The 18,242-nt window shown below is 48.9% G+C and carries 23 protein-coding genes; all 23 read left to right on the plus strand.

Annotated elements, in window-relative coordinates:
* Positions 1–350 precede the first annotated feature (350 nt).
* The 23 genes from flgB (at position 351) to flhB (ending at position 18,237) form a co-directional block, all read left to right on the plus strand.
* On the plus strand, positions 351–758 hold the full coding sequence (flgB, locus tag BLR64_RS07120) for a flagellar basal body rod protein FlgB (RefSeq protein WP_090713469.1): 408 nt from the start codon (positions 351–353) through the stop codon (positions 756–758).
* 6 nt (positions 759–764) lie between these two features.
* Positions 765–1,217, plus strand: coding sequence for a flagellar basal body rod protein FlgC (gene flgC, locus BLR64_RS07125; RefSeq protein ID WP_090713470.1), 453 nt, complete (start codon positions 765–767; stop codon positions 1,215–1,217).
* Positions 1,218–1,246: 29 nt separating this feature from the next.
* Complete coding sequence (fliE, locus tag BLR64_RS07130; protein WP_090713471.1) at positions 1,247–1,555, plus strand: flagellar hook-basal body complex protein FliE; 309 nt, start codon at positions 1,247–1,249, stop codon at positions 1,553–1,555.
* A gap of 34 nt (positions 1,556–1,589) precedes the next feature.
* Positions 1,590–3,179, plus strand: coding sequence for a flagellar basal-body MS-ring/collar protein FliF (gene fliF, locus BLR64_RS07135; RefSeq protein ID WP_090713472.1), 1,590 nt, complete (start codon positions 1,590–1,592; stop codon positions 3,177–3,179).
* 4 nt (positions 3,180–3,183) lie between these two features.
* Positions 3,184–4,200: a flagellar motor switch protein FliG gene (fliG, locus tag BLR64_RS07140; protein ID WP_068724022.1), complete on the plus strand. Its 1,017-nt coding sequence runs from the start codon at positions 3,184–3,186 to the stop codon at positions 4,198–4,200.
* Positions 4,193–5,041, plus strand: a complete 849-nt coding sequence (locus BLR64_RS07145; protein ID WP_090713473.1) for a FliH/SctL family protein — start codon at positions 4,193–4,195, stop codon at positions 5,039–5,041. Before fliG ends, BLR64_RS07145 begins: the two co-directional genes overlap by 8 nt.
* Positions 5,034–6,347, plus strand: a complete 1,314-nt coding sequence (gene fliI / locus BLR64_RS07150) for a flagellar protein export ATPase FliI (RefSeq protein WP_090713474.1) — start codon at positions 5,034–5,036, stop codon at positions 6,345–6,347. The genes BLR64_RS07145 and fliI overlap by 8 nt, the downstream gene beginning before the upstream one ends.
* 6 nt (positions 6,348–6,353) lie before the next feature.
* On the plus strand, positions 6,354–6,797 hold the full coding sequence (fliJ, locus tag BLR64_RS07155; protein ID WP_090713475.1) for a flagellar export protein FliJ: 444 nt from the start codon (positions 6,354–6,356) through the stop codon (positions 6,795–6,797).
* Between the two features lie 18 nt (positions 6,798–6,815).
* Positions 6,816–7,766: a MotE family protein gene (locus BLR64_RS07160; RefSeq protein WP_090713476.1), complete on the plus strand. Its 951-nt coding sequence runs from the start codon at positions 6,816–6,818 to the stop codon at positions 7,764–7,766.
* 28 nt (positions 7,767–7,794) lie between these two features.
* The gene (locus BLR64_RS07165; protein ID WP_090713477.1) at positions 7,795–9,318 is read left to right on the plus strand and encodes a flagellar hook-length control protein FliK; all 1,524 of its coding nucleotides are present in this window, start codon (positions 7,795–7,797) and stop codon (positions 9,316–9,318) included.
* A gap of 26 nt (positions 9,319–9,344) precedes the next feature.
* Positions 9,345–9,839 carry a flagellar hook assembly protein FlgD gene (gene flgD, locus BLR64_RS07170; protein WP_090713478.1) on the plus strand — a complete coding sequence of 165 codons (495 nt, stop codon included), beginning with the start codon at positions 9,345–9,347 and terminating at the stop codon, positions 9,837–9,839.
* Positions 9,836–10,219 (plus strand): TIGR02530 family flagellar biosynthesis protein, encoded by a 384-nt coding sequence (locus BLR64_RS07175; RefSeq protein WP_090713479.1) that lies wholly within the window; start codon positions 9,836–9,838, stop codon positions 10,217–10,219. The genes flgD and BLR64_RS07175 overlap by 4 nt, the downstream gene beginning before the upstream one ends.
* 123 nt (positions 10,220–10,342) lie before the next feature.
* Entirely contained in the window at positions 10,343–11,161 is an 819-nt protein-coding gene (gene flgG / locus BLR64_RS07180) for a flagellar basal body rod protein FlgG (protein WP_090713480.1), read from the plus strand.
* Between the two features lie 120 nt (positions 11,162–11,281).
* On the plus strand, positions 11,282–11,506 hold the full coding sequence (locus BLR64_RS07185) for a flagellar FlbD family protein (protein WP_039874275.1): 225 nt from the start codon (positions 11,282–11,284) through the stop codon (positions 11,504–11,506).
* On the plus strand, positions 11,503–11,970 hold the full coding sequence (locus tag BLR64_RS07190; RefSeq protein WP_068724009.1) for a flagellar basal body-associated FliL family protein: 468 nt from the start codon (positions 11,503–11,505) through the stop codon (positions 11,968–11,970). The genes BLR64_RS07185 and BLR64_RS07190 overlap by 4 nt, the downstream gene beginning before the upstream one ends.
* A 39-nt stretch (positions 11,971–12,009) precedes the next feature.
* Positions 12,010–13,008, plus strand: a complete 999-nt coding sequence (gene fliM / locus BLR64_RS07195; protein WP_090713481.1) for a flagellar motor switch protein FliM — start codon at positions 12,010–12,012, stop codon at positions 13,006–13,008.
* Positions 12,998–14,335 (plus strand): flagellar motor switch phosphatase FliY, encoded by a 1,338-nt coding sequence (gene fliY, locus BLR64_RS07200; protein ID WP_090713482.1) that lies wholly within the window; start codon positions 12,998–13,000, stop codon positions 14,333–14,335. Before fliM ends, fliY begins: the two co-directional genes overlap by 11 nt.
* Before the next feature lie 26 nt (positions 14,336–14,361).
* Positions 14,362–14,727 carry a response regulator gene (locus BLR64_RS07205; protein ID WP_090713483.1) on the plus strand — a complete coding sequence of 122 codons (366 nt, stop codon included), beginning with the start codon at positions 14,362–14,364 and terminating at the stop codon, positions 14,725–14,727.
* Between the two features lie 12 nt (positions 14,728–14,739).
* A complete protein-coding gene (locus BLR64_RS07210) occupies positions 14,740–15,267 on the plus strand; it encodes a flagellar biosynthetic protein FliO (protein ID WP_090713484.1) in 528 nt (175 codons plus the stop codon).
* Positions 15,264–16,031: a flagellar type III secretion system pore protein FliP gene (gene fliP / locus BLR64_RS07215; protein WP_090713485.1), complete on the plus strand. Its 768-nt coding sequence runs from the start codon at positions 15,264–15,266 to the stop codon at positions 16,029–16,031. The genes BLR64_RS07210 and fliP overlap by 4 nt, the downstream gene beginning before the upstream one ends.
* 21 nt (positions 16,032–16,052) lie before the next feature.
* Complete coding sequence (gene fliQ, locus BLR64_RS07220) at positions 16,053–16,322, plus strand: flagellar biosynthesis protein FliQ (RefSeq protein WP_090713486.1); 270 nt, start codon at positions 16,053–16,055, stop codon at positions 16,320–16,322.
* Positions 16,323–16,326: 4 nt separating this feature from the next.
* Positions 16,327–17,118 (plus strand): flagellar biosynthetic protein FliR, encoded by a 792-nt coding sequence (gene fliR / locus BLR64_RS07225; RefSeq protein ID WP_090713487.1) that lies wholly within the window; start codon positions 16,327–16,329, stop codon positions 17,116–17,118.
* A gap of 24 nt (positions 17,119–17,142) precedes the next feature.
* The gene (gene flhB, locus BLR64_RS07230) at positions 17,143–18,237 is read left to right on the plus strand and encodes a flagellar biosynthesis protein FlhB (RefSeq protein WP_090713488.1); all 1,095 of its coding nucleotides are present in this window, start codon (positions 17,143–17,145) and stop codon (positions 18,235–18,237) included.
* Positions 18,238–18,242 lie beyond the last annotated feature (5 nt).

The following is an 18,242-nucleotide window of genomic DNA, read 5'->3' on the forward strand; positions in this document are numbered from 1 at the left end:
ATTTAGGTATATGGAATTAGTGGTTTGCATAAAAGCCCGGAAAAACGGTCAAATCGTGCAATATAATGCCAAATAAAAGAATATTATGGTGGAAAAATGTCAAAAAATTGAAAAAACATGCTTTAAGCCCCCTCTTTTCTGAAAAGATAGGGCTTATTTCTTATTGTAATAATATACAAATTCTACGAGAATCAATGTATGTGAGATTGCTAATAGAATCATCCATCGACACCTTTCGACTGCTTGTTTAAAAAATGGTAAAAAAATAGCTTTTTTTGTCGAAACAAGCAGGAATCCGTAAGAAGTTGTGGAATTCTTTTCATTATGATAGCTTTGGAAGGGGGATTTCCATGGGTTTGCTGAACAGTGTCAGTTTTCAGAGACTGCAGGGCGGTCTTGAGGCTGCCACGACACGACAAAGTGTCCTGGCTAATAACATAGCCAATGCTGATACGCCGGGATTTAAACGCTCTGATGTTTCTTTTGAAAGTGTACTAGCCGCACAGGAAAACGGAGCGAAACCGACGCTGGGTGCGAAGGTAACGGATTCCCGCCACTTCCAATTCGGTTATGTTTCCGGTATGCCATCTGCTGTCGTTAGCAAAGATGTATCTACTTCGATGAACAATAACGACAATAATGTGGATATGGACCGGGAGATGGCGCTCAGTGCAGAGAATCAGCTCAGATATAATTCGTATATCGAGCAGCTGAACAGCCAGATTACTATGATGCGTACAGTTGTGCAGGGAGGGTAATATATAGTGAACTTTGGTAGCAGTTTTGGAATCAGCGCTTCAGCCTTGACCGCCCAGCGGCTCAGAATGGATGTCATTTCCTCCAATATTGCCAATGCCGAGACAACCAGGGCCTCCGTAGTAGACGGTAAGGCTGTACCCTACAAGCGTAAGCTTGTCGTTCTTGGAACAGAGCAAAATAATAGCTTTTCGAATATTCTAAATTCAAAAATGAATAGCAGTAACGGGACTGAGGGCGTAAAGGTACAGTCAATCATAGAGGATTCCTCACCTTTGAAGCCGGTCTACAATCCGTCCCATCCGGATGCGGACGCCGAGGGCTATGTGTACATGCCTAACGTCGATTTGACCAAAGAGATGGTGGATATGCTATCTGCTTCCCGTTCTTATGAAGCCAACGTAACGATGCTGAATGCATCCAAGGCAATGGTGAGCAAGGCGCTTGAAATCGGAAAATAAGCTTAACTGACATTTTAGGAGGGTAATCATTGATACAGAACTTTATGATTGGAACACAAGCCGTTCAGCCGCTTGCCATGAAGTCCGCAGCTGCACAGGCGGGAACAGTGACCGGTTCCGGTCAGAGCTTTGGCTCTTATCTGGAGGATGCATTGAATCAGGTGGCTGCCCAGGAGCAGCAGGCCAAGGATATGAGCAACAAATTCGTTTTGGGGGAAGTCAATATCGATGAGGCGATGATTTCTTCACAACAGGCATTGCTGAGTTTGCAGCTGACTACACAAGTCCGGAACAAAGTGATTGAAGCCTATCAGGAAATTATGAGAACTCAGATCTAAATAATCCTAGCTTAGTTTCGGATGGGGTGACACTGTGAATGAAAGATTTGCCCAATACAGGGAGAAGGCAGTCCAGTATTGGAACAGATTCAGCGGTAAACAAAAAATACTATTTTTCTCTACTCTTTTTATCATCATCATCATAGCCGTAGTTTTGACGATGCAGCTATCGAAAACGGAATACGAAGTGGCTTTTCAGGATTTGGACAATACGGACTCTGCAGGAGTCATGACCTACCTGGATTCCGCAGGAATTCCTTACCGGCTGAGTCCGGATGGCAGAAGTATTTCAGTGCCAAGCACCCAGGCAAACCGCATTAAGGTGGATATTGGTTCTCAGGGAATTGTGCAGGAGGGCTCGATCGGATACAAAATCTTTGATGAGTCTTCATCCATGATCGGAACGACAGACTCCGAGTTTAATGTTAAATACAACAATGCGCTGAACGGGGAAGTTGAGCAGCTGATGAGGCGTATGCAGGGGATCAAGGATGTTAAAGTGCTGGTTACCCTTCCCAAAGAGACTGTTTTCGCCGCACAGGAGGGCCAGGAGCAGGCTTATGCATCTATCGTGCTTACATTTGATCCGGGATTCAGGCCGTCACAGGATAATATCGACGGATATTTTAATCTTGTGAAGACTGCTGTTCCGAATTTGCCGGTGGACAATATCACGATTACCAGTAATGAGACTGAGCTAATGCCGACTGCCAAGGGCGGCCAAGCTGGTGTATCCAGTCAGGTTGAAGAAAACTTTGCCCTTCAGAAAAAATTTGAAGAGGAAGTCAAAAAGAATGTCAAGCAATTTCTCAGTACATTAACGGGTCCCGACAAAGTGGATGTTCTGGTCTTTTCCAAGTTGAATTTTGATAAGGAGAGCCGGAAGGAAGACCTCGTTACACCTGTGGATACGGAGAATATGCGAGGGATTGAGATAAGCTCACAGATCATCAGCAATACCTATTCGGGTCAGGGTAACACTACCGGGGGAGTTGCAGGTACAGGATCTGAAGATGTCTCGGGTTATCCTTCGGGGACGGACACAGGCACCTCTACTTCTGAAGAATCTTCGGAGACCAGAAACTATGAGGTCAACCGGATTACAAAGGATATCATCGCAAGCCCATATACTGTTAAAGATTTAACCATTAACGTCGCAGTTGAACCACCTGCCGGACAAACAACTTTGGATGAGGCGACTTCAGGTGCAATCCAGAACATTCTGGTCAACATTGTGCGCGCTTCACTGGCAGATTCAGGAGTCACTTATACAGACGCTGATTTGACCAAAAAAGTTTCGGTGTACTCGCAACAGTTCGGTGGCACCACGACTGAAACTGCGACTGGCGGGCTGGCGACGTGGATGATCTGGGCAATTGCAGCAGCTGCGCTGCTTGTTGGTGCAGGAGGCGGGTTCCTGATTTACCGGAGCCGCAAGAACAAGCAAGAGGAAGAAGTGGAAGAAGACATTCCGCTGCAGGTTCCTACCGAATTCCCGTCCATTAACTTGGAGAGCGTGACTAACGAAAGTCAGGTTCGCAAGCAACTGGAAAGCCTCGCCAAGAAGAAGCCGGATGAATTCGTAAACCTGCTGCGTACATGGCTTGCAGACGAACAGAGGTGAACTAATGGCAAAAGCTAGCCAGCAGGGTCTCAGCGGCCGTCAAAAGGCTGCAATCCTGCTTATCACACTAGGGCCCGAGGTATCGGCGCAAATATTCAAACATCTACGAGACGAAGAAATTGAACAGCTCACTCTGGAGATAGCCAATGTCCGCAAGGTGGACAGTGTGGAAAAAGAGTCGATCATGTCCGAGTTTCATCAGATCTGTCTCGCACAGGAATATATTTCACAAGGCGGTATCAACTACGCCAAAGAAATTCTGGAGAAAGCACTGGGCTCAACCAAGGCGCTTGAAGTCATTAACCGTTTGACGGCAACGCTGCAGGTCAGACCTTTCGATTTTGCCCGCAAGGCTGACCCTAACCAGATTCTGAATTTCATTCAGAATGAGAATGTCCAGACAATCGCCCTGGTTCTGTCCTATCTGCAGTTTGAACAGGCTGCCAGCATTCTATCCTCCCTCCCGCAGGAGAAGCAGGCAGAGGTAGCGAGAAGAATTGCGATCATGGACAGCACTTCGCCTGAGGTTGTTACACAGATTGAACGGGTGCTGGAACAGAAGCTTTCGGCTACTGTGACTCAGGATTATACAAATGCCGGCGGCATCGAGTCTATCGTTCAGATTCTGAACGGGGTTGACCGCGGAACGGAACGTACCATTCTGGATTCGCTTGAAATCCAGGATCCGGAGCTGGCTGAAGAAATCAAAAAGCGTATGTTTGTGTTCGAAGATATTGTCAATGTGGACAATCGTTCCATCCAGCGCATCATCAAGGATATCGAAAATGCCGACCTTCAGCTGGCGCTCAAGGTTGCAAGCGAAGAGGTGCGGGACGTTATTTTCCGCAATATGTCCAAACGGATGGCCGAAACCTTCCGCGAGGAAATGGAATACATGGGACCTGTGCGGCTGCGTGATGTCGAGGAAGCTCAGACCCGTATTGTAGGAACGATCCGCAGACTTGAAGAATCTGGTGAAATTATCATCGCCCGTGGCGGAGGAGATGACATAATTGTCTAAGCTGATTAAACACTCCCAATATGTTCCGGTAGATGTGCTAAAGCGGCTGGAACAAGCGAGACAGAATGCCGGAATTGCCGAGGAATCCTCTTCGGAGGAACCGGCAGGTGAGGTGCATTATCATGACCCGGCCCGTGAAGAGGCAGAGCAGAGCCGCAGGCAGATGCTGAAGGATGCTCAGCAATTTGCTGAAGAACAGGTGCGCAGTGCATCTCTGGAAGCTGAAAATATTGTGGAATCGGCACGGACGGAAGCAGAAGAATGGTGGCGGCAGCGCCGGGAACAGGACGAGCATCTTATAGAGGCTGTCAAATCCGAAGCTTTTCAGCAAGGATATCAGGAAGGCCTCACACAGGCCGGGCATGAAATGGCTAAACGTATGGCTGAAATGATGGAAGAGGCACAAGCGGTATTGCAGGAAGCCTACAGGTCCCGTGACGTGATTATTCAGGAAGCCGAGCCCTTCCTGGTAGAGCTGAGCTGCTCCATCGCCGAGAAAATTGTAGACAAGCAGCTGACCGTTGAACCGCAGTTTGCCATGGATCTGATCCGCAAAAATCTGGCGCGCAAACGTGAGCAGGGGCTCATCTCCCTATGTGTCTCCCCTTCGCAGTTTGCCTTTGTCAATGCTGCTCGGGAAGAACTGGCACTTGCTGTTGATTCTCAGGCCGAGCTTCAGATTTTGCCGGATTCGACTGTGAAGGATATGGGGTGCGTCATCCGGTCCTCCTTCGGCAGCATTGATGCCCGGATTGATACGCAGCTCGCCGAAATCAAAAAATCGCTGGTAAGAATCGCGCTGGACTCCGACGAGCAGAGAAATGGGGAAGCCGATGCTTGACACTGGACGATATAAAGAATATTTAAGGAATTTTGATCCGGTAAGAATTAACGGAAAAGTTACCCAGGTTATCGGGCTGATGGTAGAGTCTGAGGGGCCGGATGCCAGCATCGGGGATGTATGCTATATATACCCGGCGAAAGGCAGCAAACCCCTGCAGGCTGAGGTAGTGGGATTCAGGGACAACAAGGTGCTGCTGATGCCGCTCGGTGAACTGCAGGCTATTGGTCCAGGCTGTGACGTGGTTGGCACCGGCAAACCGCTGAGCGTGCAGGTAGGATCGGAGCTGCTGGGCAAAGTGCTTGACGGGCTTGGACAGCCGCTTGACGGCTCACTGATTCCGGCACGGATGCCGCACAGCTCGACCTTCAATATTCCTTCCAATCCGTTAACCCGGCCAAGGGTGCATGAGCCGATCAGCATAGGAGTCAGAGCCATTGACGGCCTGCTTACGATTGGTAAAGGACAGCGCGTCGGCATCTTTGCCGGTTCAGGGGTCGGCAAAAGTACACTTATGGGGATGATTGCCCGTAATACCTCGGCTGATGTCAACGTGATCGCACTGATCGGTGAACGGGGAAGAGAAGTGCTGGACTTTATTGAACGGGATTTGGGGCCTGAGGGCCTGCAGCGTTCAGTTGTCATTGTAGCCACATCGGACCAGCCGGCGCTGATCCGGATCAAGGGGGCGCTGATCGCCACTACCATTGCCGAGTATTTCCGTGACCGCGGGCTTAACGTTATGCTGATGATGGACTCGGTTACACGCTACGCAATGGCCCAGCGCGAGGTAGGGCTTGCCGTTGGTGAGCCGCCGGCAATGAGAGGCTATACGCCTTCTGTCTTTGCCAGTCTTCCCAAGCTGCTCGAACGGGCAGGGACAGGTCCTACGGGGTCTATAACTGCTTTCTACACGGTCCTCGTTGACGGTGATGATATGAATGAGCCGATTGCCGATGCAGTACGCGGAATTCTCGACGGCCATATTGTCCTTAACAGAAACATTGCAAATAAAGGCCATTTTCCGGCTATCGATGTGCTGGCCAGCATCAGCCGTGTTATGAAGGACATTGCTCCCGAGGAGCAGATTGCAGCAGCCGAGAATGTGAAGCGGCTAATGGCAGTATATAAGGATTCCGAAGACCTGATCAATATCGGAGCTTACCAGCGCGGTTCTAACGCGCAGATTGACGAGTCGATGCACTACATTGATAGTATATGGGAATTCACCAGACAAAAAGTGAACGAGAAGGTTACTCTGTCAGAGGTTCAGCAATCTTTAATTTCACAGTTCTCAAGGAGTTGATAGGCAATGAAGTTCCATTATACTTTTCAGAAAGTTGTGGACTTGAAGGGCAACGAGAAAACACAGGCGGAGTGGATGCTCTCGACTGCACTTGGGGAACTGCAGGCGCAGGAAAAAAGCCTCGATGAACTGCTGATTCAGCGCAGTTCGCTGCTGCTATCGCTTCAGAGCGCAGCCGAGCAAAAAACACCTATGGCCAAAATTATTGAAATGCAGAATTACGTGCAGTATCTGGACACCTGTATTGCCCGCAAGCATACGGACATTAACAGGGCGCATCAGGAGGTTCAGCATAAGCAGGACCACCTTAGCACGAAAGTGCTGGATGAGAAGGTCTGGCTGAAAGCCAGAGACAAGGCGAAGACGATTTTTCAGCAGAATATGATTTTACGGGAACAAAACGAACTGGATGAGATGGCTACCGTCCGCTTCGCGATGAAATCCCTCTAACCCGGGAGGTTTCCGCTAGTGGCAAATAATGATTTGGAGCTTGAAAACGAAGAGTCAGCAAGCAAATTTGAGCGGTTTTTATTTTTGATGATCCCTATTATTTTTACCCTCGTGCTGCTTGGTGTGCTGTTGACTCTTTTTAATATGGATATCCGTAACAAAGCGCTGGAAGTGGCCAACAAGATTCCCGTAGTGAATCAGTGGATTCCTGATCCGGCAGTCCAGCCCGGAAGTGAAGCGGCAGAGGAAGAAGCGGCTTCGCCGAATCAGGAACAGGCAAAAAGCTCGGAATCGACGATCAAGGAGCTGAAGGCCCAGCTTGCCGAAAAGGATGCGCAGCTGAAGCAAATTAACGAAGAAAAGACGGCGCAGACTACCCAGGTTGAAGCATTGCAAAAGCAGATTGATACCATGACGGCAGAGGCCGCCGCCGCAGAGGCAGCCACGGAGGAAGAGGATCCTTACCAGGATAAAGTAACTGAACTGGCCAAGCTGTATTCGGGGATGAAGGCTTCCAAGGCAGCGCCGATTATGGAGAATTTGACCCCTGAGGAGCAGGTTCAGATTCTGAGCGCAATGAACACGGCAAGCAAAACGGCCATTCTGGAAAAAATGGATCCGCAAAAAGCCGCAGAAGTTTCAATTAAGCTAAAAGAAACAACAAATTCAACCGATATGGCTATTGCAGCCCTTCAATCAAGACTCAAACAGGACCAGGCAGCAACGGCTGCAACGCCTGCGGCTAGCGCTAATCTGGATCAGGAAAAGCTTAGCCAGACGTTCACCTCAATGCCTGCTGCGGAAGCAGCAACGCTGCTGAGCTCGATGTACAGTGTCAGTCCCGACAAGGTTATCACGGTGCTGAATACTGTGGGCGACTCTGTACGATCCTCGATCCTGGGTGAGATGACCAAAAAGGACAGCGCACTTACAGCAAAAATTCTGAACCGACTAATGGGCGGTAAATAATATTCCTGAGAGGAGGTGAAAAACAAAGATGAGTTTAGTTATACCATCATTTTCAGGCGGCAATATGCTGCCGGCTAACGGAACTGCCGGAGCAGGCGGAACAGCCGTGACTAACGGAACAACAGCTTCTGCCGGGGGCGCTTCAACCGCTCAGCCGTTTGCACAGACCCTCATTCAGACTATGACCGGGGCAACCGGCAAAGCTGAAACGGCTGCTCAGGCCGGAGCCATGGCTTCGCTGCTTCAAGGTCTGCTGGCTGCAGTGCAGTCCGGTGATGAAGAGACAAGCGGTAAGATTGAAGTCAAGCATATAGAATTGTTGAAGAGACTTACGGAGGATATGGACAAGCTTGATGAGAGTCTGAGCGCTGATCCCGCGCTGCTGGCGGCTCTCCAGGGCTGGCTGACGCAGGTTGCCCAGTTGTTGTCTGGAACTGCTCCACAAGGCAAAGGAGAAGCCGGTGAAGATACAGCGACGGCTGCATTGCCGGCGCTTGACCCAATGCTTACGGTTTCTGGCACATCAGAACAGGGAGAAAAAGCCGCTGAAGGCACTGTGACGCCTGCATTATCGCCGCTGGCCCGGAACGCAGAGACTATCCGTTTTGTTGTGCAGGATGAGCTTAACAGCCTGGTCACTATGCTGCAGCAGGCGGCGGTGAATGGAGACGAAGCATTGGCTACCCAAGGCGCCGAGCTTCTCAAGCAGTTTTCGGCAATCCTGGATGAAGCGATTATTCCTGACAATAAAACCAAAGGCAAAGGCGTGAATAATGCTGAGGCTGCTGTACAAGGCAAGCATACAGAGATTGGGGCTAAGACGCAGGGGGCTGATAAAGCGGTCCCGGTACTGGTTGATCCTTCCGTAACCGCCAAGATAGTTAAAGAGACACCTGACTCACCGGTGACCAAAGCCGCCATAGCCGGTAGCAGCCAGCAATCTGCTACAGCAGAGGAAACCCTGACTGAGGCGGGGACGGCCGAAGACAACAATGACGTATTAACTGCCGGACAATTGTCAATCAGAGAAGGCCTTACAGCACCGCTTAAGGCTGAAACGGCCCGCGTACCGGTCACTCAATTTGCTCAGCAGATGGATACATTCATTAGCGGCAAGCTGGAAATCGTCCGCAAGGGCGGAGTTGCTGAGGCCGTTATAACCTTGTTCCCCGAAAATCTGGGACAGGTCGATGTTAAGCTCACTATGCAGAACGGCAATCTGATTGCCCAGTTCGCGACTACACATTCCGGCGCAAAGGAAATGCTGGAGCAGCAAATGAGCCAGCTGCGGGCAGCTCTCCAGTCGCAGGGAATCCAAGTGGAAAAGCTTGAGGTGACACAGAATAATACGCCGCTTTTCTCACAATTCAATGGACAGCAGGGACGCCAGCCGAATTCAGGAGGGCAACAAAACGGTCACTCCAGAGATCGCCGTGAGGATATAGCTGATGCAGTGCTTGCAGCTGAGCTGAACGGTGAATTTAAGGAATGGGCCGCTAACAGCGGACAGGACATCCGGAACCCGGATGGAAGATTCTCGGCTGAAGCATAGTTTAATGAATAGCGAGGTGAAGAAAGATGGCATCAACCAATCCGGTCTCAAACAATGACCAGTGGAATTATGTGGCGAATACTTCCGGAACCGCCAAAACAACCGGTAGCTCTACGCTCGGTAAAGACCAGTTCCTGAAGATTCTGATCACCCAGCTGCAGAACCAGGACCCGATGCAGCCGATGGAGGACAAGGAGTTCATAGCCCAGATGGCGCAGTTCTCATCTGTAGAACAGCTCATGAATATTTCAACCCAGATTACAGCAATGAATCAGTCGCTGGGGTCGGTCTCCGGGCTGATCGGCAAGGATATTACCTGGAATGATGCTTCTACAGAACTGCCCAAGTCAGGCAACGTTGAGTCAATCGTAGTCAGCAGCGGAATACAATATGCGGTTGTCGGCAGTGAGCGCATTGCTCTGACCGACATTATCCAAATTCAGAACGCAGCCCCAAAAGCTGATCTTGTTAACAGCACAGAGTCATCAGGAAGCAGTGAGGAGAGCGGGGCGAGCGTATGAGTGAACGGCTGACTATAGGCCAGCTGTATCCTGGTTCAGTCCACCCCCAGGTGCTTCAGAGATCACAAACGGTTAAAAACGCCGCAGGCACGGAAGCCAGCTTTGAGAGCGTATTGCAAAAGAATATGCTTAAGTTCAGCAATCATGCCGCCAAACGGCTTGAGCAGCGGGGAATTGAGCTTGGCAGCCGCCAGCTGGATCAAATATCGAATGCAGTAGAGAAGGCAGCCGCCAAAGGCAGTAAGGAATCTTTGATCCTGATGAAGGACATGGCACTGATTGTCAGTGTTCCGAACCGTACAGTGGTTACAGCGATGGATGGCAGTTCTATGAAAGACAATGTCTTTACGCAAATTGACAGTGCAGTGATTATATCCTGACCGGCCGGTCCTAACCGGAGAGCCGGAATGGCCGCCGACCGACTGACGCGGCCATAACTGAATGAATCCGTTTCATTACTAAACGAAGAGTCAGCTGACTCTTAATCCAGGAGGACAATAACAATGTTAAGATCTATGTATTCAGGCGTTTCGGGTATGCGCGGTTTCCAGACAAAGCTGGATGTTATCGGTAACAACATTGCCAACGTCAATACAATCGGCTTCAAATCGAGCCGCGTAATGTTCAAGGATATTATGAGCCAGACGACCTCCGGCGCTTCTGCACCAGTAGACGGCGGACAAGGCGGGGTGAATGCCAAGCAAATCGGTCTTGGTGTGAGCATTGGTTCAGTGGATACCCTTCATCTGGCAGGGAGTGCGATGACTACCAATAACCCAACCGATCTGCGGATTGACGGTGACGGATTCTTCCTGGTAAGGCTGTCTGACGATCAGGAAACCCCTTTTCTGACACGTGCCGGAGATTTCCATGTGGATGCTAACCGCAATCTGATCACATCGGACGGGCTGCATGTCCTGGATTCAGATGGTGAAGCCATTCAGCTGGGCGAGGATGTAACAGCATTCTCCATTTCCAGTGACGGTACTATTGTGCAGACCATGGCTGACGGAACTACTGAGGCAGGTGTGCAAATTGGCGTAGCGAAGGTAAGCAACCCGCAGGGTCTGGAAAAGATCGGCGGCAACCTGTTCCGGATGACGCTGAATGCCAATGCTGAAGGTGAGCTTGCTCCGACGACAGCGAACAACGCCGAGGTGGGCACAGGCTCAATCGTAGCCGGCCAGCTGGAGATGTCCAATGTCGATCTGACCGGCGAGTTTACGGAAATGATCGTAACACAGCGCGGATTCCAGGCGAATTCCCGGATCATCACCACCTCCGATGAAGTTCTTCAGGAAGTAGTAAACCTGAAACGCTAATATTTAGACCAGCATTTTAAACTTGCTGTATAACAATAACGTTTCGTCTAGCGGCGTTACCGTTATTGCACAGTCTGTGGGGGAGAACTCCTCCCCCTATTTTTTGTTAGGAGGCCTGTTATGATTTCGGTAACAAGATTGAACGGGGCGCCTATGTGGCTTAACGCGCTGCTCGTAGAAATGGTAGAAGAAAGTCCGGATACGTATATCACCCTTGTAACAGGCAAAAGATTAATCGTGCTTGAGAAGGCCGAAGAGGTAATAACAAAGATTAGGGATTATAACAGGGACATAGGCACATATGCTGCCACCATTAAAGTCCAGTCAATGGAGGAGCTTTCATGAAAAAAATGCTGCCGTGGCTCATAACGATTTTACTGGCGATTACGCTTATTGTGGTTGCCGCCTTTTTACTGATGGATAAAATTTTTCCGAGTGATGCAAGTGATGTAAATGCGGCTGTCCAGAATGTGGAGGCCAAAAAACTGAGCGCAGATGAAATCGTTGAGCTGAGTTCAGAAATCACGGACATCAAAACTAATCTTGCCGACCCCGATTATATCGTTTTAATAAATTTTGCATTCCAGCTGGATAGTGTCAGTGCCAAGGAAGATTTCGAAAAGATCAAAGACCTCAAGATCAAGCCGCTGCTGATCAAGACGCTTGCCGATACGAAGCCCGAAGAGCTTAACGGGGCGAACGGCAAGGATCAGCTGAGCAGCAAGCTGGTAAATCTGATAAACAAGACCTTAACTGAAGGCAAGCTGACCCAGGTTGAAGTAACGAACTTCATCATGACTTCAATTTAGCTGCTGACAGGATAATTCCTTGATGGGGGGGTGAATAAATTGGTTGATGTACTATCACAAAATGAAATTGATGCTCTGCTTGCCGCACTCTCTTCCGGAGAAATGGATGCCGATGAGCTGAAAAAAGAAGAAACCCAGAAAAGAATCCGCTCCTATGATTTCAAACGGGCTGTGCGCTTTTCTAAGGATCATATCCGAAGCCTGACGCGCATCCATGATAACTTTGCCCGCTACCTTACAACGTACTTTTCGGCCCAATTACGCACCTTCGTACAGATCAATGTCGTTCAAGTAGAGCAGCTCCCTTATGATGAGTTTATCCGCTCCATTCCCAAAATGACGATTTTGAATATTTTTGAGGCAGAACCGCTTGAAGGACGCATGGTCATGGAGGTACATCCGAATATAGCTTTTGCGATGCTGGACAGGATGCTCGGAGGATTTGGTACTGCCCCTACTAAGATCACTGCATTGACCGAAATCGAAACAACCATTATGGAAAGGATCTTCAGCAGATGCTTTGAGAGTCTGCAGGAGGCCTGGAAAACCGTGCTTGATATCAGTCCGCGGATGGAGGGGCTGGAGACGAATCCGCAGTTTATGCAGATTGTGTCGCCGAACGAAACGATCGCCCTGATCTCCTTGAGCACCAAAATCGGCGATACCACAGGAATGATCAATCTTTGTATCCCTCACGTTGTTCTGGAGCCGATCATGTCAAGGCTCTCCGTCCATCAATGGTTTGTATCAGAGAAGAAGGTCAGGGATGAGGTTGAGTTAGAAGCGATAAGATCCAGAGTTAACAGGGCGCAGCTGCCTATAGTGGCAGAGCTAGGCGAATCGAGGTTATCCATTGCTGAATTTCTCGGGCTTAGTGTCGGCGACGTTATCTCTCTCAATAAGACCGTGGATGCAGGCTTGTCTATCAAAGTAGGGGATAAGCTCAAATTCATCGGAAGTCCCGGGATGATAAAGGATCGTGTGGCGGTACAAATAGACGAGATTGTCAGTGAAGGAGTTGAAGAGTTTGACGAGTAAAGATTATTTATCCCAGGAAGAAATCGATGCTCTTCTCAGACAATCTGCGGAAGGCTCTCTGGCGCCCCAGACCAAATCGGTAGATGATTTCCTAACGCCGTTTGAGCAGGATGCGCTGGGCGAAATCGGAAATATTACATTCGGCAGTGCAGCGACAGCACTTTCCACCTTGCTGGGTAAAAAGGTTGACATTACTACCCCCAAGGTATCCATTATTACACGAAGTGAATTTGAAGAAGCATTTCCAAAACCGCATGTTGCTGTACATGTTCAGTATGTGGACGGCTTCCAGGGAATCAATTCGCTGGTCATCAAGATCAGGGATGCCCAGGTTATCGCCGACCTTATGCTCGGCGGTGAAGGTGAGCCCAAGGACGAAGAGCTGAATGAAATCCATATCAGCGCTGTACAGGAAGCGATGAACCAGATGATGGGCTCCTCTGCGACATCCATGTCTACGATCTTCAACAGGTTTGTTAACATTTCTCCTCCGGGGATCGATATTCTTAATATGTCGAGCGGTGAAGGTGTCGGCAGTCTGCCGGATGATGAAACGCTGATTCAAATCTCGTTCCGCCTGAAAATCGGGGATTTAATCGATTCGACGATTATGCAGCTCCTGCCGGTACAGTTTGCGAAGGATATGGTGACTATGCTGCTGGGTGATGTGAGCCAGCCTGAGCAGGAAACAGCTGCTGCACGCACAGAGGCGCCGCCAGCTCCTGCAGCATCTGCTCCGCCGGCTAATGAGCCTGCACCGTCAGTGCCGCCAATGCAGCAAATTCCGCCTCAGCAGGGAGGCGTTCCTCCGCAGTATCCGCCGCAGGGGATGCCGCCTATGCCCCCATATCCGGGAATGGAGGGTGGCTACTATTATCCTCCAGCTGGAATGCCGGCCTACGGAATGCCGGGAATGCCGCCTTACGGTATGCCTCAATACGGAATGCCGCCGCAGGGCATGCAGTATGACCAGGCTCCGCCGCAGACACCGCCGCCTAACCGCAATGTAAATGTGCAGCCGGTACAGTTTGCTAACCTGAGCGCAGGAGCATTTGGGAATGTCGATGAAAATAATTTAAATTTATTGATGGACATACCACTGAAAGTAACCGTAGAATTAGGAAGGACCCAAAAGCAGATCAAAGATATTCTAGATATGTCACAGGGCTCGATTATCGAGCTGGACAAGCTGGCTGGTGAGCCGGTTGACATTCTGGTTAACAACAAGCTTATCGCCAAAGGGGAAGTCGTGGTCATTGACGAAAACTTTGGAGTTCGCGTTACGGATATCGTCAGCCAGTGGGACCGCATTCAAAAACTACAATAAACATACTTAGGGAGGATTTTTTTAAAATGGCTAACCGAATTCTAATCGTGGACGATGCAGCATTTATGAGAATGATGATCCGTGACATTTTGTCGAAAAACGGATTTGAGGTAGTGGGGGAAGCCCAGGACGGTGCACAGGCAATTGAAAAGTTTAAGGAGCTGCGCCCGGATCTGATTACAATGGATATCACGATGCCTGAAATGGACGGTATTGCCGCCCTGAAAGAAATCAAAAAAGTGGACGCCAACGCCAAGGTCATCATGTGCTCAGCCATGGGTCAGCAGGCTATGGTTATTGATGCTATCCAGGCAGGTGCTAAAGATTTCATCGTGAAGCCGTTTCAGGCAGACCGTGTTATCGAAGCTATCAACAAGACGCTGGGCGTATAGGAAGCATAAGGCATGTTAGCCACTTCCGAAACGTTCGGAGACAGCAATCCCCTGCTGAGTTTACTGAAAGTAATATTTGTTCTTGTCATTATTGTAGTTCTTATAGTGCTGCTGATCCGATTTCTCGGTCGCCGCAATCAGACTTTTATGAGCGGACAGTCCATCCGGACGCTTGGAGCGGTCGGTATGGGTCCTAACAAGTCGGTGCAGATTCTGGAAATCGGCGGCAGCCTCTACCTGATCGGGGTCGGTGAGAATATCTCCATTTTGGACAAAATCACTGATCCCGCTGAGGTAGCGCTTATCATCTCCAGATTTGAGGATCAGGCGGCAGGGCAAAGTAATTTGCTGGAGCCGCTTTTATCCAAGATCAAAACCAGGGTGCGCGGAGAGGTGCCTTCCCAGGAAATTGAACTTAATGAAACATCCTCTTTTTATGAGACCTTGCAATCCAAGCTTGCGCAGTCGCCTGAGCGTAAAGAGAAACTGGAAGAGCTTCTCCGGGATAACAGTCTTAAGGATGAGTCGAGGAAATTATGAACAAAAAGCTGATTCTTTCTATTCTTTTGCTCGGTATGTTCAGTGTGTTGCTTGTACATCCGATTCACGCAGATCCTATTCCGAATATTAATATTCAGGTCGGAGACAGTGACGGCACAGCCGGCGGGGGAACCAGCTCCATCTCAATTCTGCTCCTTGTGACAGTTTTGAGTGTGGCCCCGGCTTTTTTAGTCCTTATGACCAGCTTTACGCGGATCGTTATCGTGCTGGGTTTCGTCAGAACCTCTCTGGGCACGCAGCAAATGCCTCCTAACCAGGTTCTGGTGGGACTTGCCTTGTTTCTGACGCTATTTATAATGTCACCCACGCTTTCACAGGTGAATGAACAGGCACTGCAGCCTTACATGAAGGGGACGCTTACCCAGTCCGAGGCGCTCGCCAAAGCAGCCGACCCGATGAAGGAATTTATGTTCAAGCAGACCAACACCAAAGACCTGCTGCTGTTTATGAATTACACCGGCGGTAATGCTACGGTCAAGCCTGCCACCTACAGCGATATTCCGCTTACTGTAATGGTGCCTGCTTTTGCCATAGGTGAGATGAAAAAGGCCTTTATGATGGGGTTTATGATATTTATCCCTTTTTTGATCATCGATATTGTTGTGTCCAGTACACTGATGGCCATGGGGATGATGATGCTGCCCCCGGTTATGATTTCATTACCATTCAAAATAATGCTTTTTGTACTGGTGGATGGCTGGTACCTGGTCGTACAATCACTGCTGTTAAGTTTTAACACCTGACATTAAGAGGAGGCGTATGGGGTGAATGCGGAATTTATCATCGGTCTAGCCGGCCAAGCCGTATATTTGGTGCTGCAAACCAGTGCCCCCATGCTGGTTCTTGGTCTGGTGGTGGGACTGATTGTCAGTATCTTTCAAGCTACAACACAAATTCAGGAGCAGACCCTAGCCTTTGTTCCGAAAATTGTCGCTGTGTTGCTCGCTTTGCTGCTGTTCGGACCATGGATTATTACGAAATTAGTGGACTTTACCAGCCAAATTTTGGGCAATCTCTATATGTATATCGGTTAAGCTTATGAACATAGAGACATTGCTGCAAAGTTTTCCTGTATTTCTGCTGATTTTTTGTCGAATTACCTCCTTTTTTGTTGTTGTTCCTGTCTTTTCTTCGCAAAGCGTGCCTTTGCAGATTAAGATCGGACTGTCTTTTTTTGTTGCAATGATTGTTTTTAGTGCAGAGGGAACGGGATTATCCGTTGCGATGGATGTCAGCTATGTATTAATGGTTCTTAGAGAAGTGCTGATTGGCCTTATGCTGGGCTTTATCGCTTACCTGATGTTCATGACTATTCAGACAGCCGGTTCCTTTATCGACATCCAGATCGGTTTTGGGATTGCGAATGTAATTGATCCGATGACCGGAGCATCTGCACCTATTATCGGCAATTTTAAATATATGATCGCCCTGCTGCTGCTTTTGATTATGAATGGACATCACTATCTGCTTAATGCAATCGTATACAGCTATAATTGGGTACCGCTGGACAATGAGATTTTTGTCAAAATGCTGGATGGCAGTCTCTCGGATTTTCTGATCCGTACGTTTGCGCAGTCGTTTGTCATTGCTTTTCAGATGTCGGCACCTCTGGTGGTTGCCTTATTCCTGACAGATGTGGGCCTGGCTTTCCTGGCACGAACTGCTCCACAGTATAATGTGTTTGTCATCGGGGTACCGCTCAAAATTATTATCGGTCTTGCTTTACTTGCCCTGCTGATGCCCGGTATGGCCATATTGTTTCAGAATCTGTTTGAAATTATGTTTGAATCCATGCAAAATCTTCTAAAACTTCTGGGCAAGAGTCCTTAGCTGATTATTGGGAGTGAAAGGCATATGCCAAGCACCAAGCGCTATAAACTGGATCTTCAGCTTTTTGGGGGAGACAAGACTGAAAAAGCAACCCCCAAAAAACGGCAGGACGCCCGCAAAAAGGGCCAGATCGCTAAAAGTCCTGAAGTATCCGGTGCGGTTGTGCTCTTATCGGCACTGCTCAGCCTGAGTATATTCGGCGGTTTCATGAAAGAACGCTTTGTGACTCTGTTCCTGGATGTTTTTCAGAACCGCATGGAGATGGATGTATCAGCCGAAAATGTTATCAGGATGTTCAGCGAGTACGGACTGCAGATTCTGATTCTGCTTGCTCCGCTGCTCGGCGTCACGTTTGTGCTGGCTCTGATTGCGAATTATGCCCAGGTAGGCTTTATGACATCTGGAGAAGGACTGACTCCCAAGTTCAGCAAAATCAACCCAATCAAAGGCTTCAAAAATATTTTCTCTATGCGTTCTTTTGTAGAGTTCCTTAAATCGGTTTTCAAATTGCTGGTTATCGCCTACCTAGTTTATAGCACTCTATGGGGCGAAAAAGAGAGCTTTGCTTCACTGGCACACGTCAATGCGGAAGGAACTTTTAATTTTGCCGCAAAGCTGACTATGAATCTGGGGATAAAAATCGGAGCTGTCCTCTTCATTATGGCTATCTTTGATTATATGTACCAGAGGTATGAACACGAGAAAAGTTTGAGGATGTCCAAGCAGGACATTAAGGATGAATATAAAAAAATGGAAGGCGACCCCATTATCAAAGGTAAGATACGGGAACGCCAGCGCCGGATGGCTATGCAGCGGATGATGCAGGAGGTTCCGAAGGCGGATGTGATCATTACAAATCCAACTCATTTTGCAGTTGCATTGAAATATGACGGTTCCAAAATGGAGGCGCCAGAGATTGTTGCGAAGGGCCAGGATTATGTTGCGCTCCGGATCAGGGAGCTGGCCAAGGAGCACGGCGTTATGACTATTGAGAATAAGCCGCTGGCACGGGCATTATTTCAAAGAGCAGAGATCGGGGATGTGGTTCCCCATGATCTGTTCCAGGCGGTTGCCGAAGTGCTGGCCTATGTATATAAGCTTAAAGGCAAGAGGAGATAAGCCGG

The sequence above is a fragment of the Paenibacillus typhae genome, assembly GCF_900099765.1.
Lineage (GTDB): Bacteria > Bacillota > Bacilli > Paenibacillales > Paenibacillaceae > Paenibacillus_AQ > Paenibacillus_AQ typhae.